Origin of the sequence: Coleofasciculus sp. (assembly GCF_046565525.1) — a bacterium.
Lineage (GTDB): Bacteria > Cyanobacteriota > Cyanobacteriia > Cyanobacteriales > Coleofasciculaceae > Coleofasciculus.
Genome location: NZ_JBKHUP010000035.1, coordinates 25,230 through 47,845, shown reverse-complemented (window position 1 = coordinate 47,845; position 22,616 = coordinate 25,230). Strand labels below are relative to the sequence as shown.

Below are 22,616 nucleotides of genomic sequence, written 5' to 3'. Positions count from 1 at the left end.
ACTATGTTTCTCTCACACAAAATTCAGTTTTTATAGTTTAGCTTCTGGAGCAATAAGTACACGTAAAATACTTTCCAAGTTATTCAAATCTCCAACAATACGTCGGACAGGGGGGGGCCAAACTCTCAGCAGTGTGGGAGTCGCTGAAATTTGATTGGCTTCCGCTTGTTCAGGATGTTTAAATACATCAATCACTTTTAGAGTGTAAGGATGTTGTAGGGATTGCTCGATTAACTGATGTAGTTTTTTCAGGATATGTTCAGTTGATCCACTGTGTCCAGATACAAATAAGCGCAAGACATAACTAGGGGTAGTTAAGGGTGTAGATTGAGATTCACTAGGATTCGATTCCCTATCTGATTTAGAGGATAAGAGAGGATCAATCCCTGTAGACGGTGGGTGGGAGGATTCTTGCCACGACGTTTGTTGAATCGTCCAACGTTCTGGTATAGACCAAGCATAACTCTGAGGAGATTTGATCAGGCTTGAATCGTGATCATGCCTAGAATTAGCATCAGACAACTGTTGTGTACATTGCTCCGGGCGATCGCAACGGATAATCAAATCGTGATCTTGCCACAGTTGGGGAAAGCGATCGCGATATGTCTCCAAAACTATTGGATCACAGCACTCTTCCCGCCAAGGCGCAACTTGCCACACCACGTTCCTGACACCAAACACAGCATTCAGCAATGCCTGATGATGCTGGATGGGCGGATAAAGTTCTGCTGACGTTCGCATCTGTTGGGTATAAGGATCGAGCCAGCGATCAATTGTGCCAGTATATCCCGGCACTAAAAAATGGGGCGGTTCCGGTAATCCGAGCATTTCTTGCAAACTCGCACACAGATGCAAATGCCAATGCTCTTGTTTACTCGGATCAATGCCATAAATTAAATCTCCCCCTGGTGTAAACAGAGCAATACCCTTAAATAACTGAGAAAACGAGCGTTGAATCTCGTTCATTGTTGATTGTTGATTTTAAATTATGGGCAGGTAAAGGCAGCGGATAAGATGAGAGTTGCTTTCCCCTGCCTTGTCCTGACATATAACAAATGCCAAATGATAAATGGCAAATGATAATTAAACACGACCCCGTAACATCATCGCCATTTCGTTTTGAGTCGGCGACATTTCTAGGGCAGTTTCTTCGGTGATACGCCCTTCCTGATAAAGGTTAAACAAGGACTTATTCATCGTCATCATGCCGTCAAATTCATTAGCCGCCATCAGTTCGTGAACTTCCTCATATTCACCCTTGCGGATATAATCCCGAATCGCTTCTGTATTAATCAGAATGTCGTGGAAGGCGGCACGTTTACCATCAGTGGTGCGACATAACCCTTGGGCAATGATTGCCACCATTGATTCAGCAAAAGCGATACGGATGGCGTGTTGTTCTTCTGGATTATAAAGATTGAGAATCCGTTCAATGGTCTTCACCGCACTGTTCGTGTGCAGCGTTCCCATAACCAAGTGACCCGTCTGAGCGGCTTTCAGCGCTGTGTTAACGGTACCTCTATCCCGCATTTCCCCCACCAGAATCACATCCGGATCTTCCCGCAAGGAGGCTTTTAAAGCGTTGTCAAATTGGAGGGTATGAGCGCCGACTTCCCGCTGTTTAATTAGGGCTTTTTGGCTTTTGTGAACAAATTCAATCGGGTCTTCAATCGTAATGATATGCTTCGGCATCTCCTTGTTCATGTAGTCAATCATCGCAGCTAGCGTCGTTGACTTACCTGAACCGGTTGGACCTGTGACCAAAATCAGACCCTTGTGGTAATGACAGACATCCCTGAGAATTGGAGGGAGTCGCAACTGCTCCATTGTCAGAATCTTGAGTGGAATCAAGCGCATGACTATTGCAGGTCCAGTCAGGGAGTCGAAGATATTAATCCGCACCCGGGCAAAGTCATACTGTGCTGCACCATCAAACTCGAGTTCGTTTTGGAAACGGCGAATTTCTTCATCCGTGAGGATTTCCCGCAACCAACTCATAAACGTCGCTTGATCAGTTACAGGATACTCTGTATGTTCCATTTCCCCTCGGTTTCGCATCCGAGGGACTTCACCCACACCAACGTGAACGTCAGAAAATCCCTTGTCATAAGCCTCGCGGATAAGCTGGGCTAATGTTGGCTGTCCGGGAGCAAGTCCCGCACTCGGTGGTGGTGTCCGGGGTTTAGCGCCGGGTGAAGCTTGACGAGAACTGGGTGCTGTTTTAACGGCGGTAGGAGCTGATGCAGATTGACCCGCTTTGGGCGGCATCGGCATCGTTTGAGAGGGCATCGCTTGCGTCGCACCTGGGGGAGCTTGCCGGGGAACTGCCCCCCTTGGCGGTGGCGGTGGGGCTGGAGGAACGCGGGGTGGGGGGGGTGGCGCAATCGGAGGTCGTTTTTGATCGGTCATGGTTGGACTACCACTCTACAACTTAAGTTGAATTTTCTATACTGGTGCTGACAGCTATTTACCCCCTACTATAGAACTATATCTAGCCGATCGAAAAGTTTTCTGTTGTTAACCCTTGAGACACAGAAGAAGCAGTGGACTTTCACGGGAGGATTTCTGTCACGGTGATAATTGTTTCGTCGGACTTGAGTTTAACCAAGCGATCGCCACACCCATCTTTGCCGGACAACTTTACAGATTTTAACGATACATTCATGACTTGATTATCACTGGTTAGCAAAACAGCCGTCTCTGTTTGAGAGGCGTTGACTAATCCGATCAACCGATCCGTCGATGTTTTAAACTGAAGGGCTTGAGTGCCGAGATCCCCGCGTTTGATGCGCCTGACTACATTGAGTCCTAGGCGTTTGCCATAGCCTTGCTCAGATACCAGTAAAAGATTCTCGTTGGGAGCGATCGCCACACATCCAACTAATTGCTCCCGACGCCGCAGTCGCAACCCTTGATTTCCTTGGGCTGTACGCCCCATAATCGGCAAATTTTCGTCGTTAATTTCAAAGCGTAATAAGCGCCCACTACTGGTGGCAATAATCAGATCATCATTGGGTCGAGCAAGGCTAACATAGGCAAGAGAATCCTCCTCTTTGAGTTTGATCAGCGTTAAACCCCGTGCCGTTAGGTTAAGTAACTCTGTAGCGGGAAGACGCTTAACTCGCCCCTGTTGCGTGAGCAAAATCAGGCTGAGAGATTCGGTGAGTTCTAGGGGTCGAAAATGGGCAATAACAGTTTCGGATTGAGCCGCATCGGGGAGAAGACGAGTCAAGGGGATGCCTTGCTTGCGTCCGGCGGCTGGCGGGATATCTTGCACTTTCAAGGGGTAGGCTTTCCCCCCACTGGTTAGGGTGGCAAATTCTGACTGGGTGGTAGTTTGCTGCGTCTGAACCACAAAATCGTTCCCATCTTTTATCGAGGGTTGGGATTTGGGATCAGGTGCCGAACGCAGTCGCTGTACATGTCCTTGATAGGTAAACTCCAGAACCGTTTGTTCGGCTTCCGTGTCGCTAGGACTCGGCGATGGGGATTTTGAGGTAGAGGTTTTAGGGTTCTGTGACGTTTGGCTTCCCTTACTGGTCTGTTTTTCCGATTTTGGCTGTTTTGGTTCTTTGAGAGATTTCGGCGATCGGATCTTGGTGCGACGTGGATCAGCGTATTTGCGTTTGAGCGATCGCAACTCTTTTTTCAGGGCTTTGAGTAATTCATTTCGGCTACTGAGTAATCCCTGGAGGGTTTCAATTCGGGTGGTGAGTTCCTCAAATTCAGTCTGAAGTTTTTGCCGTTCTAACCCCGTGAGGCGGCGCATCGGCATGGCGAGGATGGCATCAGCTTGACTCTCACTCAGGTTTAACTGCTCTTGAAAACGAGTTTTGGCGGTTGTGCCATCAGCCGCATGGGTGAGGATTTCAATAACGCGATTGAGTTGTTTCAAGCAGATCAATAACCCTTCCACCAGATGACGCCGTTGTTGTTTCTGGTCAAGTTCATAAGTATATTGCCGAGTCAGGGTTTGTTCACGGAACCTTAAAAATTCTTCCAGACATTGCCGTAGGGGTAGCTGGCGGGGCTGTCCATTGACCAATGCCAGCATAATTGCGCCAAAGTTACTTTGTAGGGGAGTTTGTTTATAGAGGTGTTTGAGAACATCCCCAGGATGAGCGTCCCGTTTGAGTTCCACAACCACCCGCATCCCCCGGCGATCGCTTTCATCGCGCAAATCGGCAATTCCCTCTAAGCGTCCATGGTTGACCAGATCGGCAATTTTTTCAATCCAAGCCGCCTTATTTACTTGGTAGGGTAATTCGGTGACAATGAGCGCCGTGCGGCGATGACGGCGAGTGCGACCCACTTGAATCTCTTCCACTTTAGCGATTCCCCGCACTGGAATAATGCCCCGCCCACTGCTATAGGCATCCCGAATTCCCGACGTATCGATAATTTCACCCCCCGTGGGAAAATCCGGTCCTGGAATTAATTTCCACAATTTCTCATCCGCCAGATCCGGGCGATCAATCAAAGCGATTAGCCCATCCACAATCTCGCCCAGATTATGAGGAGGAATATTGGTTGCCATGCCAACCGCGATGCCAGAGCAACCATTGAGCAGTAAAATGGGTAGTTGAGCGGGTAAAACCACTGGCTCTTGTTGAGAGCCGTCGAAATTATCGATAAAATCAACGGTTGCCTCGCCAATTTCTGATAGGAGGGCTTCATGACTAATGGGAGACAGCCGCGTCTCTGTGTAACGCATGGCAGCCGGTGGGTCGTTATCCACCGACCCAAAATTGCCATGACCCCCCAATAGTGGATAGCGAGTGGAAAAGTCTTGGACCAAGCGCACCATAGCATCGTATACAGCTTGATCCCCGTGGGGATGATATTTCCCCAAAACATCACCCACTACGCGAGCGCACTTGCGGTAGGGTCTATCGGGTGTTAAACCCAATTCGTACATGGCATACAAGATACGCCGATGCACGGGCTTTAGACCGTCGCAAACGTCTGGCAGGGCACGCCCAACGATGACACTCATGGCATATTCAAGATATGACTGTTGCATCTCTGCATGGAGGGGCGTGGGAATAACTTGACCAGTCGCCAGCAGATTCAACTGTTTTGCCATGAGTTCTGTTTCCTAATTTCTAACCACAACGAGATGAAAATTTGATTTTTTTGGTGGCAACATTGCCCAGTCCCTGTCAGACTGATGATTAAACCGCACTTTTGTTGAAAAGACGACTTTCTTGATGCAACGCCCATGAAAACCGTTCTGATTGTAGAAGACGATCCCATTAATCTTCGCGTTTTTTCTAAAATTCTCACGAAGCGGGGTGGCTTGAATGTCAAGGGAACCGAAGATGTAGAGGAGGTCATGAAAATTGCCCACGCGGGAGATGCAGATATTATCTTGATGGATGTTTCCCTGGCTCACAGTGTTTACCAGGGTAAGCCAGTGGACGGCATCAAGATTACCCAGATGCTCAAAGCTGATGCTCAAACCAGCAATCTGCCCATTATATTAGTCACGGCTCATGCTATGGAAGGCGATCGCGAAAACTTCCTTAAGCAAAGTGGTGCTGATGGTTATATCTCTAAACCTGTTGTGGATCATCAACAGTTTGTCGATCAAATCCTGGCACTTCTGCCTAAAGATGATTAGTCAAACCTGAGTGAAAGCGACGCCTCCAATAACCAATCTTCGGATCGGGACATCAATCCTCTGTAACTGGGTGCTGACATTGCCGAAAAACTGGAGTCTTACTAAAGTACGTATGTACTGTACCACAACAGTTTCGGCAAAATACAGAGGATGAGAAAGTTTAGCTTTTTTGCCGGAAGCCCCACACCATACCTGTAATCAGGTTGGCGTTGGGATGGATAGGCGGTCAATCGATGGGGTTCAATACCCCGGAGATTGACAACTTTCAGATCAGTTCACGGTAACATCTGACTGGGTTCTCTATGTTGCTTTGCAAAATCTAGCTAGGTGTTCATATTCCCTGTCTGATACTCGTGTTGTCACTTGGTGCATAGTTGTCAATCTGATTTCAAGATGCTACTATATCATTGTACAGGTTAATCAATCACAGCTAACCGCTGCCTGTACACCGAACCAAGACAACCACCGAATATGGGGTTGGGTTCAGAAACAAGCTACTCGTAGTTGCATCTGTGGACGGGTAAAATTTATGCAGCTACATTGGGTGAACAAAACTTTGTATTGTTCCGGCGCGGTGGGGCATCCCGTGTCGTTAATAAAGCCAAGAGTCTCCTAAGCAATAGCCGGATTGTCTTGGAAGCTTACACCGTAATCTTTGATTCGGTGTAAGAGATGTCACAACCCTTGCTATCGGTTCCCGTTGATACCATCCCCTAATACCGAGTCGTTTTCAATCCTAGTCGATCAGAGCTACCGGGAACAGGGGGGGTAGGGGAAGCCGGGATAGAGAACTTGGTCTGTATTGCCCAGTCCCTATCAGACTGATGATCACATCGCACTTTTGGGGAAAAGATAATGTTCTTGATGCAATGCCTATGAAAACCGTTCTGATTGTAGAAGACGATTCCATTAATCTTCGCGTTTTTTCCAAAATTCTCACGAAGCGGGGACCCTTCTTGGTAGAGGACGATTAATCCTTTGTAACTGGGTGCTGACATTGCCGAACCACTAGAGTCTTGCTAAATACCACAACCGTTTCGGCAAAATATAGAGGATGAAAAACTTCAGAAAGCTTGCTATCGGTTTTGTTTATTCACTCAAATTTTGATTTAAGGGGTAACTTCCACTTGTACAGGAACATTGCCACTAGGGGCAATGGTTGCCTGGATTCTGGGGTTTGCCAAGAATTTTTGAGTATCAGAGATCAGACGTTCCCCCCAAAGATTTTCCTTGAGGAACTCTAAATCAGCATAACGCTCATCTGAGCGGAGGGCAGTTTCCCCTAGGGCAAGTCCTCTGTCTTGCTCCCCTTGGGTATAAAGTGCTACCGCTATAGCCAGCTTTGGTTCAGCGGCTTCTGGATCAATCGCGATCGCAGCTTGCCATTTCTCAATCGCGCCAGCCACATCTCCCTGCTCATACTTGACCAACCCAATATTATTGATTGCGGGCCACACGGGCCACGTATCGCTGGTTCCCTGAGCAGCAGCTTTTTGGTATGCCGCGATCGCCATTGGATACTGATCCAGCATATAGTAGGCGTTGCCTAAATCAAACAATGCTTCGGGAACATCAGATTCTAGCTTCAAACCAGCTTCTAATTTGGAGACAGCTGTCCGATAGTCCCCTTTCTGAAAATAGGTATTTCCCAAGGAGAAGAGAACACCAGCCTCTTCGGGTTTCAAGGATTGAGCCTTAGAAAGCGCCTCAATTCCCTCATCCAATTGCTGGTTTTGTACATACAAGGTTCCCAAAATAAACCAAGTTTCAAAACTATTGGGGGCAAGCTGAGTTGCTAGTTTAGCTCTAGACAATGCTAGATCGTATTGCTGAAAACGGGTAAGCTGAACGGCATCCTGCGCTAGATTCAAGCCTTGCTGCTCTAATTCCTCAGCATCGAGCTGTAGAGTATAGGGCAGTAGGGCTTGGGCGGATACAGGAGCAGGTTTGCTCAACCAAGCCAGCAGAACAAAAATGGGCAATAACAGAATACGTTTGAACACGGCGGAGTCTCAAACCACAATAAGGAATCTTCAGCTACGGTGACATCCTCCGACGATGTAATCTTTGATTCATCGTCGGCTTCCCAACCTCACGATTGGGCATTGCTCCCCTACGCCAGTTATCTAGGCACATAACCCCCGACACCTCGACTTGAGAGCCAATTTCTTGCTTCTCCAGAGTCCCTGGATACGTTTCTATTCCACGATTACAGATTTCTTGGGCAGCCGCCACATCACGATCTACTTCATAATGGCACTCACGACAGTCATGGATTCGGTCTGAGAGTTCTTTGCTGACCGTGATTCGGCAATTCGGGCAAGTCTGAGAAGTTCCCCGATGGTCTACTTCTCCCACAAATACCCCTTGTTTCTTGCCAACCCACTTGAGGATAGAGCGAAACTGCCCAAACCGGGCGTCAATCGTATGCTTCCCTAAAAAGCCCTTGACCATAATACGCCAATCAATGTCTTCAACAAAGATAGTATCCGCCATAGCGCAGAGTTTATGGGCAAGCTTAAATTGATAATCTTTCCGCTTGAAAGCTTAGATTCTACCACATCTATTTTAAGTCGTAAATTTGACATCCCCACCGCCCTGCAAGGACGGTGATTCCCTACCAGTCAAACAGCGATAGCTGAATGTACTCAAGGGTGGGGTCAGTACGGTTAGTATGGAAATAAAGGAACTTGAACGGCTTAGACGGGCGTCGTTGACGTAGCACCAACTGAGATAGCCAAATCGGTGCAACGGAAACAGATGATTGATTGTTTGTTTTTGCGCCTTGCGAGGAAAATAAGTGTTCACTCCTTAAAAGCAAAAACTCTGCTGTAGCAGATTGATGGGGAAACCTGACACAGACTATGGGTAAAGTCAATAATCCTCTCCCTTGGATAATGGGAATCATCACAGCCAGCCTTCTTGTCGCGGGCGGTGCTGGATATTGGGTGATTGCGGCAAAACCAGCCAAAATTAACCTTGATGAACTGACTGTGCCAGTGGATGTGCAGGATTTAGCGGTGAAAATCAAAGCAAATGGCACGGTACAACCGATTCAAACAGTCAACCTCAGTCCGAAAACGTCGGGTCGTTTGGTCAAGCTGGAAGTCGAACAAGGGGATCAGGTTGACGCGGGAGATGTGGTTGCGGTAATGGAGCAAGACGATGTTAAAGCTCGCTTTTTAGGAGCTAGAGCTGACCTACAGCAGGCACAAGCCCGTCTCGCTGAAGCCAAAGCTGGTCCTCGTCCTGAAGAAATTGCCCAAGCCAACCAGCGATTTCAGCAAGCACAAGCTCGTTTGGCTGAAGCTCTCGTCGGTAATCCTAGAGAAATTGACCAAGCCGTTGCTCAAGCCCAAACTGCCAGTTCTCGCTTAGATTTAGCCACAGTACGAGTCCAACGGTATAAGTACTTGGTGGATGAGGGGGTGGTATCCCAAGATCGGTTCGATGAGGCATTAACTGAAGCCCGCACCGCTAAAGCCCAGCTTGAGGAAGCCAAACAACGCTTAGCCCAAGTCCGCAATACTAAAAACACTGAGGATGAAGCTAGCCCAGAGATTGTGCAGCTCAAAGCGGCGGTCAACGAAGCTGGTTTCGCTGTGCAGCAACTGCTCAAGGGAACTCGCCCAGAAGAAATTGCCCAAGTCGAAGCTGCAGTAGAAGCGGCGAAAGCCCAAGCCCAAGCTGCCTACATCCAACTACAAGACACGATTATTCGTGCGCCTTTTCCGGGAATTATCACTCAGAAATATGCCACGGTTGGCGCATTTGTCACGCCGACAACCTCCGCATCGAGTACGGCTTCAGCTACATCCACATCAATCGTGGCATTAGCCACCCAACAACTGGAAGTTTTGGCTGCGGTTCCCGAAGTTGATATTGGCCAAATTCAAGAAAAACAGCCGGTACAAGTGAAATCAGATGCGTTTCCGGATCAGGCTTTCCGAGGTCAGGTGAGGCTGGTTGCCCCAGAAGCTGTTGAAGAGAATGATGTTACAACTTTTCAAGTGCGAGTTGCCCTGGCACCCGAAGCGCAAGAGAAATTGCGCTCAGGTATGAATGTTGACTTGACTTTTTTAGGGGAACCCATTATCAATGCTCTGGTTGTTCCTACAGTGGCGGTTGTGACTCAAAAGGGCAAAGATGGGGTGATGGTACCTGATTTTGAAGATCAGCCTAAGTTTAAACCTGTCACAGTTGGAGCCACGAGTGAGAAGAAAACTCAGATTATCCGTGGATTGAGAGAAGGAGAACGGGTGTTTATTGATTTACCTAAAAACTATAATCCTGACGAAGAAGAGTAGGGGAAATGTGGAGAAGTTTAAGGGTGACCAAGATCGCTAATTGCCAATCCGTCTTTGTTACCTCTTTGATCTGTTCGTCTTCCGAAAAACCCTCTCTAGGTAAACATTGTAGGGGTGACCCGCAATACCCAATCAACATTACCTAACCCTTAATTTTACCGGGTCGCCCCCCGCAGGGTATCGGTAATTATCTGACACTGCATTTAGACAGGGGCGAGTCGATATAGGTTAATTCTTACACCGCCTACTATGTGCAGCGACTCGCCCCTACAACCACGATAATCCTATAATGACCAATGACAAATGACCAATGGATATTGTAGAAAGCATCAAAATGGCATCCACAACCTTGATGGCAAACAAGCTACGCAGTAGCTTAACCATGCTAGGTATTATCATTGGGAATGCCTCCGTGATCGCGATGGTGGGGATTGGACAAGGAGCGCAAAAGCTAGCTTCTGAACAGTTTGAAGCTCTCGGACCCAATGTCCTATTTGTGATTCCTGGCTCTCGTGAAGCGCAACAGACAACGGTTGATTTTCCCAAAACATTGGTTTTGGAAGACGCTAAGGCGATCGCGACTCAAGTCCCAGCCGTTGCGGAAGTTGCCCCGCAAATTAATCTGAGATATTTAATCACATACCGCAATCGCAATAGCAATTCGTTGGTGACAGGAACGACCCCAGAATTTCTATCTGTTCGTAGCTTTAATGTTGCCAGAGGACGGTTTTTTACCGATATTGACATTAAACGCAATAACCAAGTTGCCGTTCTGGGTTCTGAAATCGTCGAAAAAATATTTGGCTACCAAGATCCGATTGGTCAATCGGTACGGATTAAAGATGTTAGCTTTGAAGTAATTGGGGTGATGGAATCCAAAGGTACTTTTTTGGGAAATAACCAGGATGATGCGGTGTTTATCCCTCTGAGTACGATGGCGAATCGATTGCGGGGACGCACATCTCCTTACGGCGTCGAAGTTAGCTGGATTGCTATTTCTGCTAGGGATAGAAATAGTATTAGTGCGGCTCAGTTTCAAATTGAAAACTTACTGCGGCGACGTCATAAAATTGTGGGTGAAGATGATTTTGGCGTTCAAACTCAGGAAGATATCTTACAAATCGTCAATACGGTGACAGGTGCATTAACGATCATGCTCGCCGCGATCGCAGCTATTTCCTTAGTTGTTGGCGGTATCGGCGTGATGAACATTATGCTGGTGTCAGTTAGGGAACGAACCCAGGAAATTGGACTGCGGAAAGCCGTGGGTGCTAGAGAACAGGATATTCTAATTCAGTTTATGATTGAGGCAATCATTCTCTCTGCCGCCGGGGGGATAATTGGAACGGCAATTGGTGTGAGCGGCGTTTTGCTTGTCGGTGCTGTAACGCCATTAAAAGCCGGAATTTCCCCCATGGCTATTCTCGTGGCTGTCAGCGTGTCTGGAGGAATTGGCTTATTCTTTGGCGTTGTTCCCGCCAGACAAGCAGCGAAACTTGACCCAATTGTGGCGTTGAGAAGTGCTTAGAAGTTCTACTAGTTTACTAAAAACACTGGAAATTCGAGAACATGGAAATACATCAGTGCCAATACAACTAAGGTGTAAACCGTTGACGTGCCAAAACCAATAAGTAAATCTTTTTTAGAATTCCGTCGCGTTTGCTCAAAAAACATATCTGTTGCCCCCAGTTGCATCATTAAGATTCCTAGAATGTTTGAGAGCCAGTAACCAACAGCGGTGAGCGGTAAGAACAAATCAGGAAAAATCCAACTGAACAGATAGGCAAAAAGGTAGGCAATGGGCATATTAAAAAATAAATCATTCCACCAAGATAATGGTGAGAGCATATAGCCAATTCCCATTAAAAATCCACCTCTAAATTTTTTTAGCATTGAATTTACCCGGTCTATCTATAGCTTTGATGAAATATCACGATTATAAAGGAAAAATACTATTTAGGCTTTTGTTATTCCGTAATTGTCTGATCAATGACAGATTGGGGCAGGGCGGGTTTATCAATATCTGGGTTTCCGGCATCCGATAGCGGTAAAACCCGCCCCTACAAACCAACTTATTATTTTTCTCTTCCTTGTCCCCCTGACTCCACTTGTCTTATTTATTAACCGTAGGACTTTATGCACGACTCTATCAATTTTCCATCATCCCTTCAGTCAACGTCAGTTGAGCCACCCATCATTATTCGTCTAGAAAATATCTCTAAGGTTTATGGTACGGGTAACACAGAAGTCAGAGCCCTCAGTCAAGTGAATCTAACCATAGACAAAGGTGAATACTGCTCAATTATGGGGGCGTCGGGTTCGGGCAAATCAACCGCCATGAATATTATCGGCTGTCTTGACCAACCCACGTCTGGACGCTATTACCTTGATGGTGTGGATGTTTCTCATCTGGATAATGATCAATTAGCTGGGATTCGCAATGTCAAGATTGGCTTTGTGTTTCAGCAGTTTCACCTCCTACCTCAACTTACCGCCTTGGAAAATGTGATGTTGCCTATGGTGTATGCTGGCATTTCCCCCCAAGAACGCCGCGATCGCGCTATGAGTGCTTTAAAGCGGGTGGGATTGGAAAACCGCCAGTTGAATAAGCCCAATCAACTGTCTGGCGGACAACAGCAACGGGTAGCCATTGCCCGCGCGATCGTGAATCAACCTGTATTACTTTTGGCAGATGAACCAACAGGGGCACTGGATTCTCATACAACGGCTGAAGTTATTAGTTTATTCAGTCAACTCCATGGGGAGGGAATTACAGTGGTGATGGTAACTCACGAACCGGATGTCGCTCGTTTGACTAAACGTATTGTTTGGTTTCGGGATGGTGAAGTTATTCATTCTGATTTGACTCCAGAGGAAATGATCCAAGTGGCAACGGCATAGTCACTCAAAACTCGTTCAGAGCGGGTTTAGTCGCATCTAGGTGAAACCAAAACGATAGTAGTGAAAGTGAGTTCCTACACAAAACCATGTTCCCTTGAGCGAATCGCAGGTTACAACTTAAGTTCCAACTGATATTGGTTTGGCTTTATTGTTACGCAAAAAACTCATAAAATTTTGTACGAAAGATTGACTGAGTGTTTGGATTTCGGATTCTTCCGTCAATTGTGCGGGTAAGGGTTCAACGGATTGAGTGGGTAGATTTCCTACTAATAACGGTACTTCTTCGGCTAAACCTACTGTGATCAGGGCAAAAGCAATTTGCTGAATTTTTTCTATCGGTAGTCGTAGTTCCCTGGCGATCATTTTGAGAGAAACCGTCCCTTTTGTATACTCCCAAATCTGCCATTCGATCGGATCGAGTCGGTAATGGAGTTGACTTGTCTTTGTACTGATTAAACCGCTATTGGGATCAGGTAATTTATCGGCTAAGGTATGCCAGTGTCGCAGAACCCGCAATCCCATTAATGTGGCTTCGGTGGCGGGTATACTTAACCCCGTCATTTCTCGTCCAGGTAAGAGTACATTCTGCTCAAATGTAAATTGAGCATCTTTGAGTTGAAACATGATACCAATTTGCTGTAAAACCTGAACTTGGAATAACTGTTTGAGATGTTCAGTTTGCAAAACTCCTTGATTTTTGAGGCACAATCCCAGGGGTTTTCCAGTTGGACAGCACCATTGGATTAACTTGGCTACCACACGATCGCTAACCCACTTGTATTGCTTAATCAGTGCAACTAAACCTTGACTATCCAAGCGATTAGCCGCCGCAACAATACGACCTTGGTAGACCCATATATAATAAGGAATTGCTGGGCTGGCTAAGGCGGCGCGTAATGTGAGTAACCCAGTTTTTTTTCCTTGTTCAATTAAATGAAAAACTTCGGGAAGGGACAAATCAGATAAGTAACCTGTAATCGCCATTGTTTTAGATAGTTTTAGAATCAAACTTTAAAGAACACAATCACAGACTTCAATCAGGCATGACTGGTTGAATGTTAGAAAAACTAGCAAAATTTAATATTTTTTTAATCTTATCACAAGTTAACAATTATTCACATTAGCCAATAGTCTGAATTTTTGCGATTTATAACCTATGGAGGATGCGATGACATTCTCCCAGAGGCTCACAGGATCAATCATGATTTACAAAAATGGGATTTGCCTTCTGTTTCTTCTGGCATTGGGATGCTTGTATCTAGAACAGAGTGCCCTTTCCCATTTGATTGGATTATTTAGTTTTTATCTGTACTGTAAAAGATTTTTAGTAAAACTATTGAACCTAAAAAAATACATACTATGTTTTTGTTTTGACAGCACAGTTTAAATAATGTTCAATTAAGATAATTAGAGTATCAATAACAGAATCTTTCTCATTCGCATTTAAGGTGACGAAAGGCGGACGAGTTTTTTCATCCACAAAACCTAGAGCGATCGCGACATTTTCTTCAGACCAAGCGCCTTCACAATCCCTGTGGGTCAAGCCAATTAGCATTGGAATATCTACCCTCTGTTTCATAAACGCTAGCAGCTTACGGGCTAAGCGAAAATCGCTGGGTCGGTGAGCATCAACTAGAATGATATAAGCATGGGCTTTGCGAATCAAGATATCCCACATAAAATCGAAGCGAGCTTGTCCCGGTGTACCATAGAGGTGCAATGCCATTTCTGGGGCAAATTGTAAGCGTCCAAAATCCATCGCTACAGTTGTTTTCTTCTTGATGTCAGTGGTTTGATCGGTTGAGACTCGATCCGTATCGACTACGGCAATCTCGCTAACTGAGCGAATGAAGGTGGACTTGCCAGCACCCACAGTACCTGTCACAACCAGACGCATAATTTCCACCGTTACTTGCTGCTCCTCAAGAAACCCAGCAGGTTTTGCATAAAGGAATGACTAACGCCAGAGACATTATCCTCCTTACCGCCGTGATTTGTTCCAGCAGCTACAGGCTCTAGTACATCTTCTGCCATTGCTTTAGAACGAGACAACGCCGTCATCATTGGGACTTCTTGGACTAAACCCACGCTGATCAGTCGGAATGCCGTTTGTTGAATTATTTCTATGGGTTGTTTGAGCTGAGTTGCCATTGTATTCAGAGAAATCGAGCCATTCGAGCGCTGCCAAACTTGCCCTTCCACCGAATCCAAGCGAAGATGACGCTTACCAATCACCACCCTAGACAGGGCAGAGGTTGGTTCTGGCAGTTTGTCTGCTAATAATACCCAGTCTCTTAACACTCGTAAACCCATCAGCGTGGCTTCGGTGGCGCTGAGGCTCAAGCCAGTCATTTCCGTGGTGGGCAAAGTCGCTTTAGTATCAAATTTAAATCGAGCCTCCCTCAACCTAAATAAACCACAGACTTGCCTTAGCACTTGAGCATGGAACAATAGTCTGAGTTGTTCCGGCGAAAGAAACGATTGAGTCTTTAAATATAAACCAATCGGAATATTTGCTGGACAACGGTTCACCTGCTCTCGCAGCACTTCCGGGCTAATCCAACCTCGTTGTACAATCATGGCAAGCAAGCACTGGTGATCCAAACGATTGGTCACCGCGACAATGCGACCTTGATGTAATAGCACATGGCGTACCCGTTTCTCTTGATTGTCTGTGTGAAATCGCAAGGTCAGCAATCCAGTTTTGCTGCCTTGATCCAGAAATTGAAATAGTTCGGGGAGAGAAAACTCCGACAAACAACTTGTAATTGCCATTACTTGTTCACTACTGTCTAAAAAATTGTCAAAAAAATAGGCAGCCTTTAGACTTATTGTCTTAGGTCTGAAAGCCGAATTGAAGAATAATCAATTTTTTGTTACTTTTCTTAGATAAATCATAAATATCTTTATGATCTATAGTAATCTATAGTAATCGTGTTATCCTTACCTTGGCAACATCAGTCAAAGGGCAACGGGAGCAATCAGAATAAGTTTACACTGACTGATTCAAGATTGGGTGTCGATGCTTAGGATTCTTTCGGTTTCAATGAGTTGTCTGCCAGCAGCGCTTTAGCTTACCTCACCGACTTGATGGCTCTGGGATTGAATCTCTACCCCGATTTGAGCTTAAACTCAAGTCTACACGGCATTCTGAACAAACTCTTCGGTTGGTGAACAGAGCATCCCACCTCGTCACAGCCATGATAGAGGTAGGAGATCAAGTGCAGTTCCCGTCGTAGTCATGAATTATTCGGCAACCTGTGATTGAGTGTCATAAGCTCCTGATATTTTCCGGATCGGATCAAGCGCTGCTTTGAGCTCTGGGATCACACGTTTAATTTCCAACAAAAGTACACCTTGTTTCGCCGCTTTGCTGGCTAAAACGAGTAATACAGCATATTCGCCGCAATTGGTCAAAATACCATAGCCGCGATCGCCCTCCACGTAGATACGATCAAGATAGCCTCTGGACAACTCTGATCCAATCCGCTCTCCCAACGACAGCATCGCTGCTGACATTGCAGAAACTCGTTCTTCGTCCATCTCATTGGGTAAGCTTGAAGCCAAGGGTAGCCCATCGGGAGACACCAGAGCTGCTCCCTGAACCTCACTGGTGCCAGTGACAAAATTTTGCAAAATGCTCTCAATTTTCGTCGTGTTAATGGTCATTGTCATCATCCTCGATAAGTCTGGGTTTGAGCTGGTGAGACAGTCAAAGGGTATGAATACTATCAGAACTATCCATTATTCAAGTATTCAACTCTATCTCACAATCGAACTTATCACGGACTTTTTCGGATGAGGAGACAAGGGAGCAGGGGGAGATGGGGGTTCTGTAGGAACCGATTTTACCAATCACGTTCTGTCGATGTCGGATAGGGGGCTTGGGAACCAAGCCCCTACTATAAACTGGGGGTTTTTCCCGTTTCTTCCTGGCTGGGAACGGGTTGAACAGGGCTATAACCCATATCTCCAGCGACTTGGCGTAGGCAGGAGATTTGTCCCTCGAAATCTAGATTTTCGATTTGGGATAGAATCCGATTTACCTCTGGACTCGCTTTATAGTTGCGGGGGATATCGACAACAGTATCACCCATTCCTTGCGCCCATGCGTACCAGGCTAACAATTGGTTATTTTCACTCAATGCCCCGTATGCCCGTGATACTTGTGTATCTTCACGATTGACAATTTCTCGCATGGCGGCTAGCTGCTGATCATCGGAAAGGTTAAAGAAGTCTTGCATCAGTTGGGGGGAGATTTCCGCATCAGCCGCCGTGGGTGCAGCCGGTGTGATCGAATCGCCCATTTTTTCGTAGATGTAGTAAAGTAACGCTAGTTTGTCATCTGGACCCAAGCCCTCAAATGCTTGGGCTACGTTTTTCGTCTCCTGAGAACGGGCAGGGGTTACACCAGTCGGTTGAGTAGAAGCCATATTTTTTATTTCCTCTGTTACAACAAAATATCTCTACTCTTATGTTTACCAAACTTTACAAACCGGGATCGCCCTCCGATCGGTAGAGTTTGCTTAAGATCTGTGGTGGGATCGGCATCTTCCTCTATCCAGAGATGATGAAGTTGGTTGGAAGACACAGACAATGACTGCTGAATGCAGGATAATGGGCAAAGCTTTCACATTTTGTTACCTTAGACGTTCCTCTCTGTCAAAGCACTTATTTTTTCATCGGCTATGCGGACTCATTATTGCGGCGAATTGCGAAGTAACCATGTTGGTGAAACCGTTACCCTGTGTGGTTGGGTAGATCGGCGACGTGACCATGGGGGGGTGATATTTTTAGATTTGCGCGATCGCACGGGTATTGTGCAGATTGTTAGTGATCCTCAGCGCACGCCGGATTCTTATCCGAATGCAGAAGCCGTGCGGAATGAGTATGTAGTGCAAATTACTGGGCGTGTGAGTCGGCGTCCAGAGGATTCGCTCAATCCTAATTTATCCACGGGTGAAGTGGAAGTGTATGCGGATCAGATTAAACCGTTGAATACGGTTCGTAAGCAGTTACCGTTTCAGGTTTCCACTGCTGACGCCGAAACCGTGCGGGAAGAATTGCGCCTCAAATATCGGTATTTGGATATTCGCCGCGATCGCATGCGCCAAAATATAGAATTGCGCCATGAGGTGATTAAGGCGATTCGCCGTTATTTAGAAGATGAGCAAAGCTTCATTGAGGTGGAAACCCCCATGTTAACCCGTTCCACACCGGAAGGGGCGAGAGACTATTTGGTGCCCTCTCGTGTAAATCCAGGAGAATGGTACGCATTACCACAATCGCCGCAATTATTCAAGCAATTGTTGATGGTTGCCGGATTAGACCGTTACTATCAGATTGCCCGTTGCTTTCGGGATGAAGATTTAAGGGCAGATCGTCAGCCGGAGTTTACCCAGTTGGACATGGAAATGAGTTTTATGTCCCAGGAGGAGATTCTCCAGCTTAATGAAGGGTTGATCTGTCATATCTTTAAAACAGTAAAAGGGATTGAGGTTCCCCGACCTTTTCCCCACCTCACCTACACTGAAGTCATGGAACGCTACGGTACGGATAAACCCGATACCCGCTTTGGCTTGGAATTGGTAGATGTCTCAGAGTTGCTGAAAGACTCTGGATTTAAGGTATTTTCCGGTGCAGTAGCGGCTGGGGGTAAGGTAAAAGTATTACCCATTCCTGGCGGTAACGAAAAAATCTCCAACGTGCGGATTAAACCCGGTAAGAGTGGTGACTTATTTAACGAAGCCGCCGCAGCAGGCGCTAAGGGTTTAGCTTATATTCGGGTGCGAGACAACTGGGAAATTGACACGATTGGGGCGATTAAAGACAATCTCACTGAGGAGGTGAAACAGAAACTGCTAGAGATGACAGGGGCGAAACCCGGTCATTTACTGCTGTTTGGTGCGGGTGATACCGACGTGGTGAATAAAACCTTGGATCGCCTGCGCCAGGTATTGGGTCAAGAGTTGGGACTGATTAACCCGACGAAAATTAATTTACTCTGGGTGACAGATTATCCGATGTTTGAATGGAATGCGGATGAGAAGCGCTTAGAGGCAATTCATCACCCCTTTACCGCGCCCCACCCCGATGATATCGATGATCTGAAAACGGCAAGGGCGCAAGCGTATGACTTAGTGTATAACGGCTATGAAGTCGGCGGTGGCAGTTTGCGGATGTACCAACCCGATATTCAGAGACGAGTATTCGACGCGATCGGCTTGTCGCCAGAAGAGGCTCAAAATAAGTTTGGTTTCTTACTGGAAGCCTTTGATTATGGCGCACCTCCTCATGGCGGAATTGCTTATGGGTTGGATCGGTTGGTTATGTTGTTAGCGGGGGAAGAATCGATTCGGGATGTGATTGCTTTTCCCAAGACGCAGCAAGCCAGTTGTTTGTTAACGGAAGCACCCGCCCAAGTGGGAGATAAGCAGTTGAAAGAATTGCATGTTGCTTCCACATATAAGCCGAAGAAAGCGTCTGGGGTAAAGTAGTTAGTTCGTTTTGGCAATAGTGTAGAGACGTTGCATGCAACGTCTCTACATTTTTGGGTGGGAATCAATCAAAACGAATGACAAAGTAACCCCTTTTACCACGGCGGCGATTTTAATCGCTGCTACACAAACAAAGTCCGCCTACGCGGACTCAGTATAGCGAGGGTGGGAAACCCAGATTCAGTATGCCAAATGACGTAGCTTGCTTCTTTTCGGGAGCGAGTATGACAAATGACAATCCCGACCGTTAAACCTGTGCTGACTGACCGAATTACAATTCTTCTTTGATCGGAGAAATAGGCAAATACTTCTCAATTATCTCGCCTAAGCCTAACCCCAAACAACCAAACCCCATGCCCAACATGATAATACTTAACTCGGCACTGTGAAAAAAAGCTGCGTCTGGTTTCGTCAGGGTCAAGATCAGCATTGACAATGCCGACAAACCACTGATGATTAATGCCAGTCGGACACTACTCGCGGCGAACGTATAGCGTCCAGTTTCAGCGACGAGGTAAGCCGCAAAGGGAACCCAAACGGTTGCTACATATAGGGCATAAAATAAGACAATTAAACTGATAATTGCACCGCCTTTCCAGGCGACGGCTAATCCTAAGACTGTATTGATTATGGAAACGAGTAGCCGATTTAGTTGAGAATCGGGAATCAACTCAAAGTCCAAAACTACCTTAGTCTGCACCCGCAAAATACTACTCCCGACGCCTAAAGCGGGTACGATTAACGATAAAATCAACAACTGTCCCCCCCATTGAGTAGCGCCTCCACCCAGCCATAATAAAATCCAAGGAATTATTTCTTTTCCATCAATATCGGTGGGCAAAATTCCAGCCCTTTGGCTAGCAATCACCACCGCAGACGGTAATAATGCCAGAAATAGAAATAATATAGCCGCCAAGATACAGCCCAGATAGAGGTTGCGTAAATCCTTAGCTTGCACGACAAATTGGTGATATTTCATATCAATTAACACCAGCAATACTGTCGATAAGGAGATGCCGATTAAAGAAGGAGGACTCATCTGCTGTAGTGCGGGGATGAAATCTACCGGGGCGTGTAAATAGAGGGGAACGGCGTGCAATTTCGCGATCGCGTACAATAATGCCAGGATATTGAATCCCAATAATCCCCGGCACAGCCAACTGGCTTTCTCAATTGGGAGTAGAGAAGAGAGCAGAAAGACCAAGGCTAAGCCTAGCATACTGGTCTGCACGGGTACATTTAAGACTTTGAGGATAAATGCGCCAGCAATAATTTGCACCGCAAAAATCCCAATTAGCGATAACCAGGACATGGTTCCCACCAGCACTTTGACGGGATGTCCGTAGCGGTTTCCCAGTAGTGTCCAGATTGGTTCAACTGACCGCCAATAGAATCGAGCAAATCCCAGGAGGATAAGGGTACCGAGGGCGATGGAAATCGGATAGAGGCTACCCGCCCAACCCAAGGTCAAGGCTTTTTCGGCAGTTCCGAGAACAAATCCCAAACCATAATGTGCCGATACCAGTAAAGCCGCGAGAGAAAAGAATCCGAGTTGTCGAGTTTCAGTGTGATTCACAGATGACAAGAAAATAAGTCATAGCGGCTAAAATATGTCCCCGATCGCGATAAGCTTCAACATAGTCAGGATCGATCTGGATAGTTTGGCTGTAATCTGCGATCGCGCCTTGATAATTAAACAGTATGTCAAAACTCAACAGATCTGATACCCGCTCAAATTTAAAGTGGTCACCTCTAACGTACCTAAATCAACGCAACGGATGACATGATTATTCGTGTCAGCAATATAGAGACGAGCCGCGATCGCACTGACTCCAGAGGGCTCGGCAAACTGCGCCTCATGACTCTGACCGTCTCGGTGTCCCGCTTGTCCGTTCCCTAACAAAGTCTGACAGCTACCCGTACTCGGATCGACGCGCTTAATTTTATGATTATAAGTATCGGCGACCCAGAGGTAATTTTGGGTATATTCTACCCCTAAACAGTGCTGGAGTCGTACCTCTGACTTTTGACCATCGCGATCGCCAAATTCAAACAGTTCACCACTGCCACAAATTGTCCGCACTGGTAAATTATTAATCAGACCCACTCCCCGAATCGAACTCACCTCACTATCAGCAACGTAGAGTTCTCGACCATCGCTGGTAATCCCACTGGGTTGAGCAAAGGCGGCTTCATGGAGTGACCCATCTAGACAGGCTTCTGCACCTGTCCCCGCATAAGTGCCAATCTCACCCGTTTCAAGCTGCATTTCCCAGATTTGGTGGGAACCCGCCATCGCAATCAACAGGCGATTATCAATTTTTTCAATATCCCACGGTGAATTCAATGCTGTTTGTAACCCTAAGCCGCTATGGGGTTGAATCTGGCGACTTTGCTCTCCAGTACCCGCAACGGTTTCAACTTGCTCAGTTTCTAGATGAATGCATCGCAAGCAATGATTTTCCGTATCCGCCACGTAAAGACGTTGATTGTTGGGATCTAGCGTGATACCTTGAGGAGCAAAAAATTGGGCTTCGGCAAAAGTGCCATCCGTCAATCCTGGTTTACCTGTACCAATAATATTTAATACCTCACCTGCCAAATTACTTACCACAATCCGATGATGACCCGAGTCAGCAATAAATAGGCGATCGCTAAATTCATCAGCAAGGACTTTTCCAGGAAATGCTAAGGGATTGGTGAGGGGGTGTCGCTGTTTTTCCAAGGTGAAATGAAGTGGCTGCATCGTTATTGTGTCTTTTTGCTGGTGTTTCTGGATCAGTTCCTCAATAAGTTGATCGAGAACTGCTCGATTTCCTTCCCCCGCCACATCTCTAATCACATAACCTTCAGGGTCAATCACGACTAACGTGGGCCACGCCCGAACTGCATATTGCTGCCACAGATTAAAAGTAGAGTCTACAACAACGGGATGCTCGACATTGTAGCGAAGAATTGCCTGACGAATATTTTCCGCGTCTTTTTCGTTATCAAATTTAGATGAATGAATACCAATAACGGTAAGACTATCTTTATATTTTTGTTCTAAATAGTTTAAGTCTGGCAGAACATGGAGGCAGTTAATACAGCAGTACGTCCAAAAGTCAAGAATCACTACTCGCCCTTTTAAATGCTTCAGGGAAAGTGGGTGATTTGTATTGAACCAGATGCCGTCTTGGGGAAGTTCTGGCGCTCGAACCCTTGGGGTCATGCGATTTTCAGTGATTGTTGATTGTTCATTGTTAATTGTTTATTGCTCAGATCCTAACCTAACGTTCACCTTCCGTT

19 protein-coding genes and 2 pseudogenes are annotated in these 22,616 nt (G+C 46.3%); 6 read left to right on the top strand and 15 right to left on the bottom strand.

What is annotated here, in order from left to right:
• Nucleotides 1-30: 30 nt before the first annotated feature.
• The 3 genes from ACLGGO_RS14470 to ACLGGO_RS14460 all read right to left on the bottom strand — a co-directional run bounded on the left by ACLGGO_RS14470 (nt 31) and on the right by ACLGGO_RS14460 (nt 5,086).
• Complete coding sequence (locus ACLGGO_RS14470; protein WP_446419829.1) at nt 31-966, bottom strand: circadian clock KaiB family protein; 936 nt, start codon at nt 964-966, stop codon at nt 31-33.
• Between the two features lie 117 nt (nt 967-1,083).
• Complete coding sequence (locus tag ACLGGO_RS14465) at nt 1,084-2,409, bottom strand: PilT/PilU family type 4a pilus ATPase (protein WP_446419828.1); 1,326 nt, start codon at nt 2,407-2,409, stop codon at nt 1,084-1,086.
• 142 nt (nt 2,410-2,551) lie between these two features.
• Nucleotides 2,552-5,086 (bottom strand): DNA gyrase/topoisomerase IV subunit A, encoded by a 2,535-nt coding sequence (locus ACLGGO_RS14460; protein WP_446419827.1) that lies wholly within the window; start codon nt 5,084-5,086, stop codon nt 2,552-2,554.
• A gap of 135 nt (nt 5,087-5,221) precedes the next feature.
• Here ACLGGO_RS14460 and ACLGGO_RS14455 point away from each other — a divergent pair, with 135 nt between their 5' ends.
• Nucleotides 5,222-5,623: a response regulator gene (locus ACLGGO_RS14455; RefSeq protein WP_446336864.1), complete on the top strand. Its 402-nt coding sequence runs from the start codon at nt 5,222-5,224 to the stop codon at nt 5,621-5,623.
• A gap of 875 nt (nt 5,624-6,498) precedes the next feature.
• A pseudogene (locus tag ACLGGO_RS14450) lies at nt 6,499-6,588 on the top strand (response regulator); the annotation flags it as partial.
• Nucleotides 6,589-6,732: 144 nt separating this feature from the next.
• Here ACLGGO_RS14450 and ACLGGO_RS14445 read toward each other — a convergent pair.
• From ACLGGO_RS14445 to ACLGGO_RS14435, 3 genes and pseudogenes are all read right to left on the bottom strand, one after another.
• Complete coding sequence (locus ACLGGO_RS14445; RefSeq protein WP_446419826.1) at nt 6,733-7,626, bottom strand: tetratricopeptide repeat protein; 894 nt, start codon at nt 7,624-7,626, stop codon at nt 6,733-6,735.
• A gap of 34 nt (nt 7,627-7,660) precedes the next feature.
• Nucleotides 7,661-8,170: pseudogene (locus ACLGGO_RS14440) on the bottom strand (RNA-guided endonuclease InsQ/TnpB family protein); the annotation flags it as partial.
• A 70-nt stretch (nt 8,171-8,240) separates the two neighbouring features.
• On the bottom strand, nt 8,241-8,501 hold the full coding sequence (locus tag ACLGGO_RS14435; RefSeq protein WP_446419825.1) for a hypothetical protein: 261 nt from the start codon (nt 8,499-8,501) through the stop codon (nt 8,241-8,243).
• Here ACLGGO_RS14435 and ACLGGO_RS14430 point away from each other — a divergent pair.
• Nucleotides 8,488-9,930, top strand: coding sequence for an efflux RND transporter periplasmic adaptor subunit (locus ACLGGO_RS14430; protein ID WP_446419824.1), 1,443 nt, complete (start codon nt 8,488-8,490; stop codon nt 9,928-9,930). The two genes, ACLGGO_RS14435 and ACLGGO_RS14430, sit on opposite strands and share 14 nt — an antisense overlap.
• A 310-nt stretch (nt 9,931-10,240) precedes the next feature.
• The gene (locus tag ACLGGO_RS14425) at nt 10,241-11,458 is read left to right on the top strand and encodes an ABC transporter permease (RefSeq protein ID WP_446336868.1); all 1,218 of its coding nucleotides are present in this window, start codon (nt 10,241-10,243) and stop codon (nt 11,456-11,458) included.
• 8 nt (nt 11,459-11,466) lie between these two features.
• On the opposite strand, the gene ACLGGO_RS14420 is transcribed toward ACLGGO_RS14425, so the two are convergent.
• Nucleotides 11,467-11,823, bottom strand: a complete 357-nt coding sequence (locus ACLGGO_RS14420) for a hypothetical protein (RefSeq protein WP_446336869.1) — start codon at nt 11,821-11,823, stop codon at nt 11,467-11,469.
• Between the two features lie 243 nt (nt 11,824-12,066).
• Between ACLGGO_RS14420 and ACLGGO_RS14415 the strand changes: the two genes are divergently transcribed.
• A complete protein-coding gene (locus tag ACLGGO_RS14415) occupies nt 12,067-12,831 on the top strand; it encodes an ABC transporter ATP-binding protein (RefSeq protein ID WP_446336870.1) in 765 nt (254 codons plus the stop codon).
• Between the two features lie 117 nt (nt 12,832-12,948).
• On the opposite strand, the gene ACLGGO_RS14410 is transcribed toward ACLGGO_RS14415, so the two are convergent.
• The 5 genes from ACLGGO_RS14410 to ACLGGO_RS14390 form a co-directional block, all read right to left on the bottom strand.
• Entirely contained in the window at nt 12,949-13,815 is an 867-nt protein-coding gene (locus tag ACLGGO_RS14410; RefSeq protein WP_446419823.1) for a DUF4388 domain-containing protein, read from the bottom strand.
• A gap of 373 nt (nt 13,816-14,188) precedes the next feature.
• Complete coding sequence (locus tag ACLGGO_RS14405; protein WP_446419839.1) at nt 14,189-14,728, bottom strand: GTP-binding protein; 540 nt, start codon at nt 14,726-14,728, stop codon at nt 14,189-14,191.
• 11 nt (nt 14,729-14,739) lie between these two features.
• Nucleotides 14,740-15,606 (bottom strand): DUF4388 domain-containing protein, encoded by an 867-nt coding sequence (locus tag ACLGGO_RS14400; RefSeq protein ID WP_446360737.1) that lies wholly within the window; start codon nt 15,604-15,606, stop codon nt 14,740-14,742.
• A gap of 471 nt (nt 15,607-16,077) precedes the next feature.
• Nucleotides 16,078-16,500, bottom strand: a complete 423-nt coding sequence (locus ACLGGO_RS14395) for a roadblock/LC7 domain-containing protein (protein WP_446336873.1) — start codon at nt 16,498-16,500, stop codon at nt 16,078-16,080.
• Nucleotides 16,501-16,733: 233 nt separating this feature from the next.
• On the bottom strand, nt 16,734-17,264 hold the full coding sequence (locus ACLGGO_RS14390; protein WP_446419822.1) for an orange carotenoid protein N-terminal domain-containing protein: 531 nt from the start codon (nt 17,262-17,264) through the stop codon (nt 16,734-16,736).
• A 255-nt stretch (nt 17,265-17,519) separates the two neighbouring features.
• Here ACLGGO_RS14390 and aspS point away from each other — a divergent pair, with 255 nt between their 5' ends.
• Entirely contained in the window at nt 17,520-19,328 is a 1,809-nt protein-coding gene (gene aspS / locus ACLGGO_RS14385) for an aspartate--tRNA ligase (protein WP_446419821.1), read from the top strand.
• A gap of 271 nt (nt 19,329-19,599) precedes the next feature.
• Here the strand turns inward: aspS and ACLGGO_RS14380 are convergent, their stop codons facing one another.
• From ACLGGO_RS14380 to ACLGGO_RS14370, 3 genes are read right to left on the bottom strand one after another with little or no spacing between them, the layout of a single operon-like run.
• Entirely contained in the window at nt 19,600-20,904 is a 1,305-nt protein-coding gene (locus tag ACLGGO_RS14380) for a hypothetical protein (protein WP_446336876.1), read from the bottom strand.
• Nucleotides 20,891-21,043 carry a tetratricopeptide repeat protein gene (locus tag ACLGGO_RS14375; protein WP_446336877.1) on the bottom strand — a complete coding sequence of 51 codons (153 nt, stop codon included), beginning with the start codon at nt 21,041-21,043 and terminating at the stop codon, nt 20,891-20,893. The genes ACLGGO_RS14380 and ACLGGO_RS14375 overlap by 14 nt, the downstream gene beginning before the upstream one ends.
• Nucleotides 21,040-22,539 (bottom strand): thioredoxin-like domain-containing protein, encoded by a 1,500-nt coding sequence (locus ACLGGO_RS14370; RefSeq protein WP_446419820.1) that lies wholly within the window; start codon nt 22,537-22,539, stop codon nt 21,040-21,042. Before ACLGGO_RS14370 ends, ACLGGO_RS14375 begins: the two co-directional genes overlap by 4 nt.
• Nucleotides 22,540-22,616: the final 77 nt, after the last annotated feature.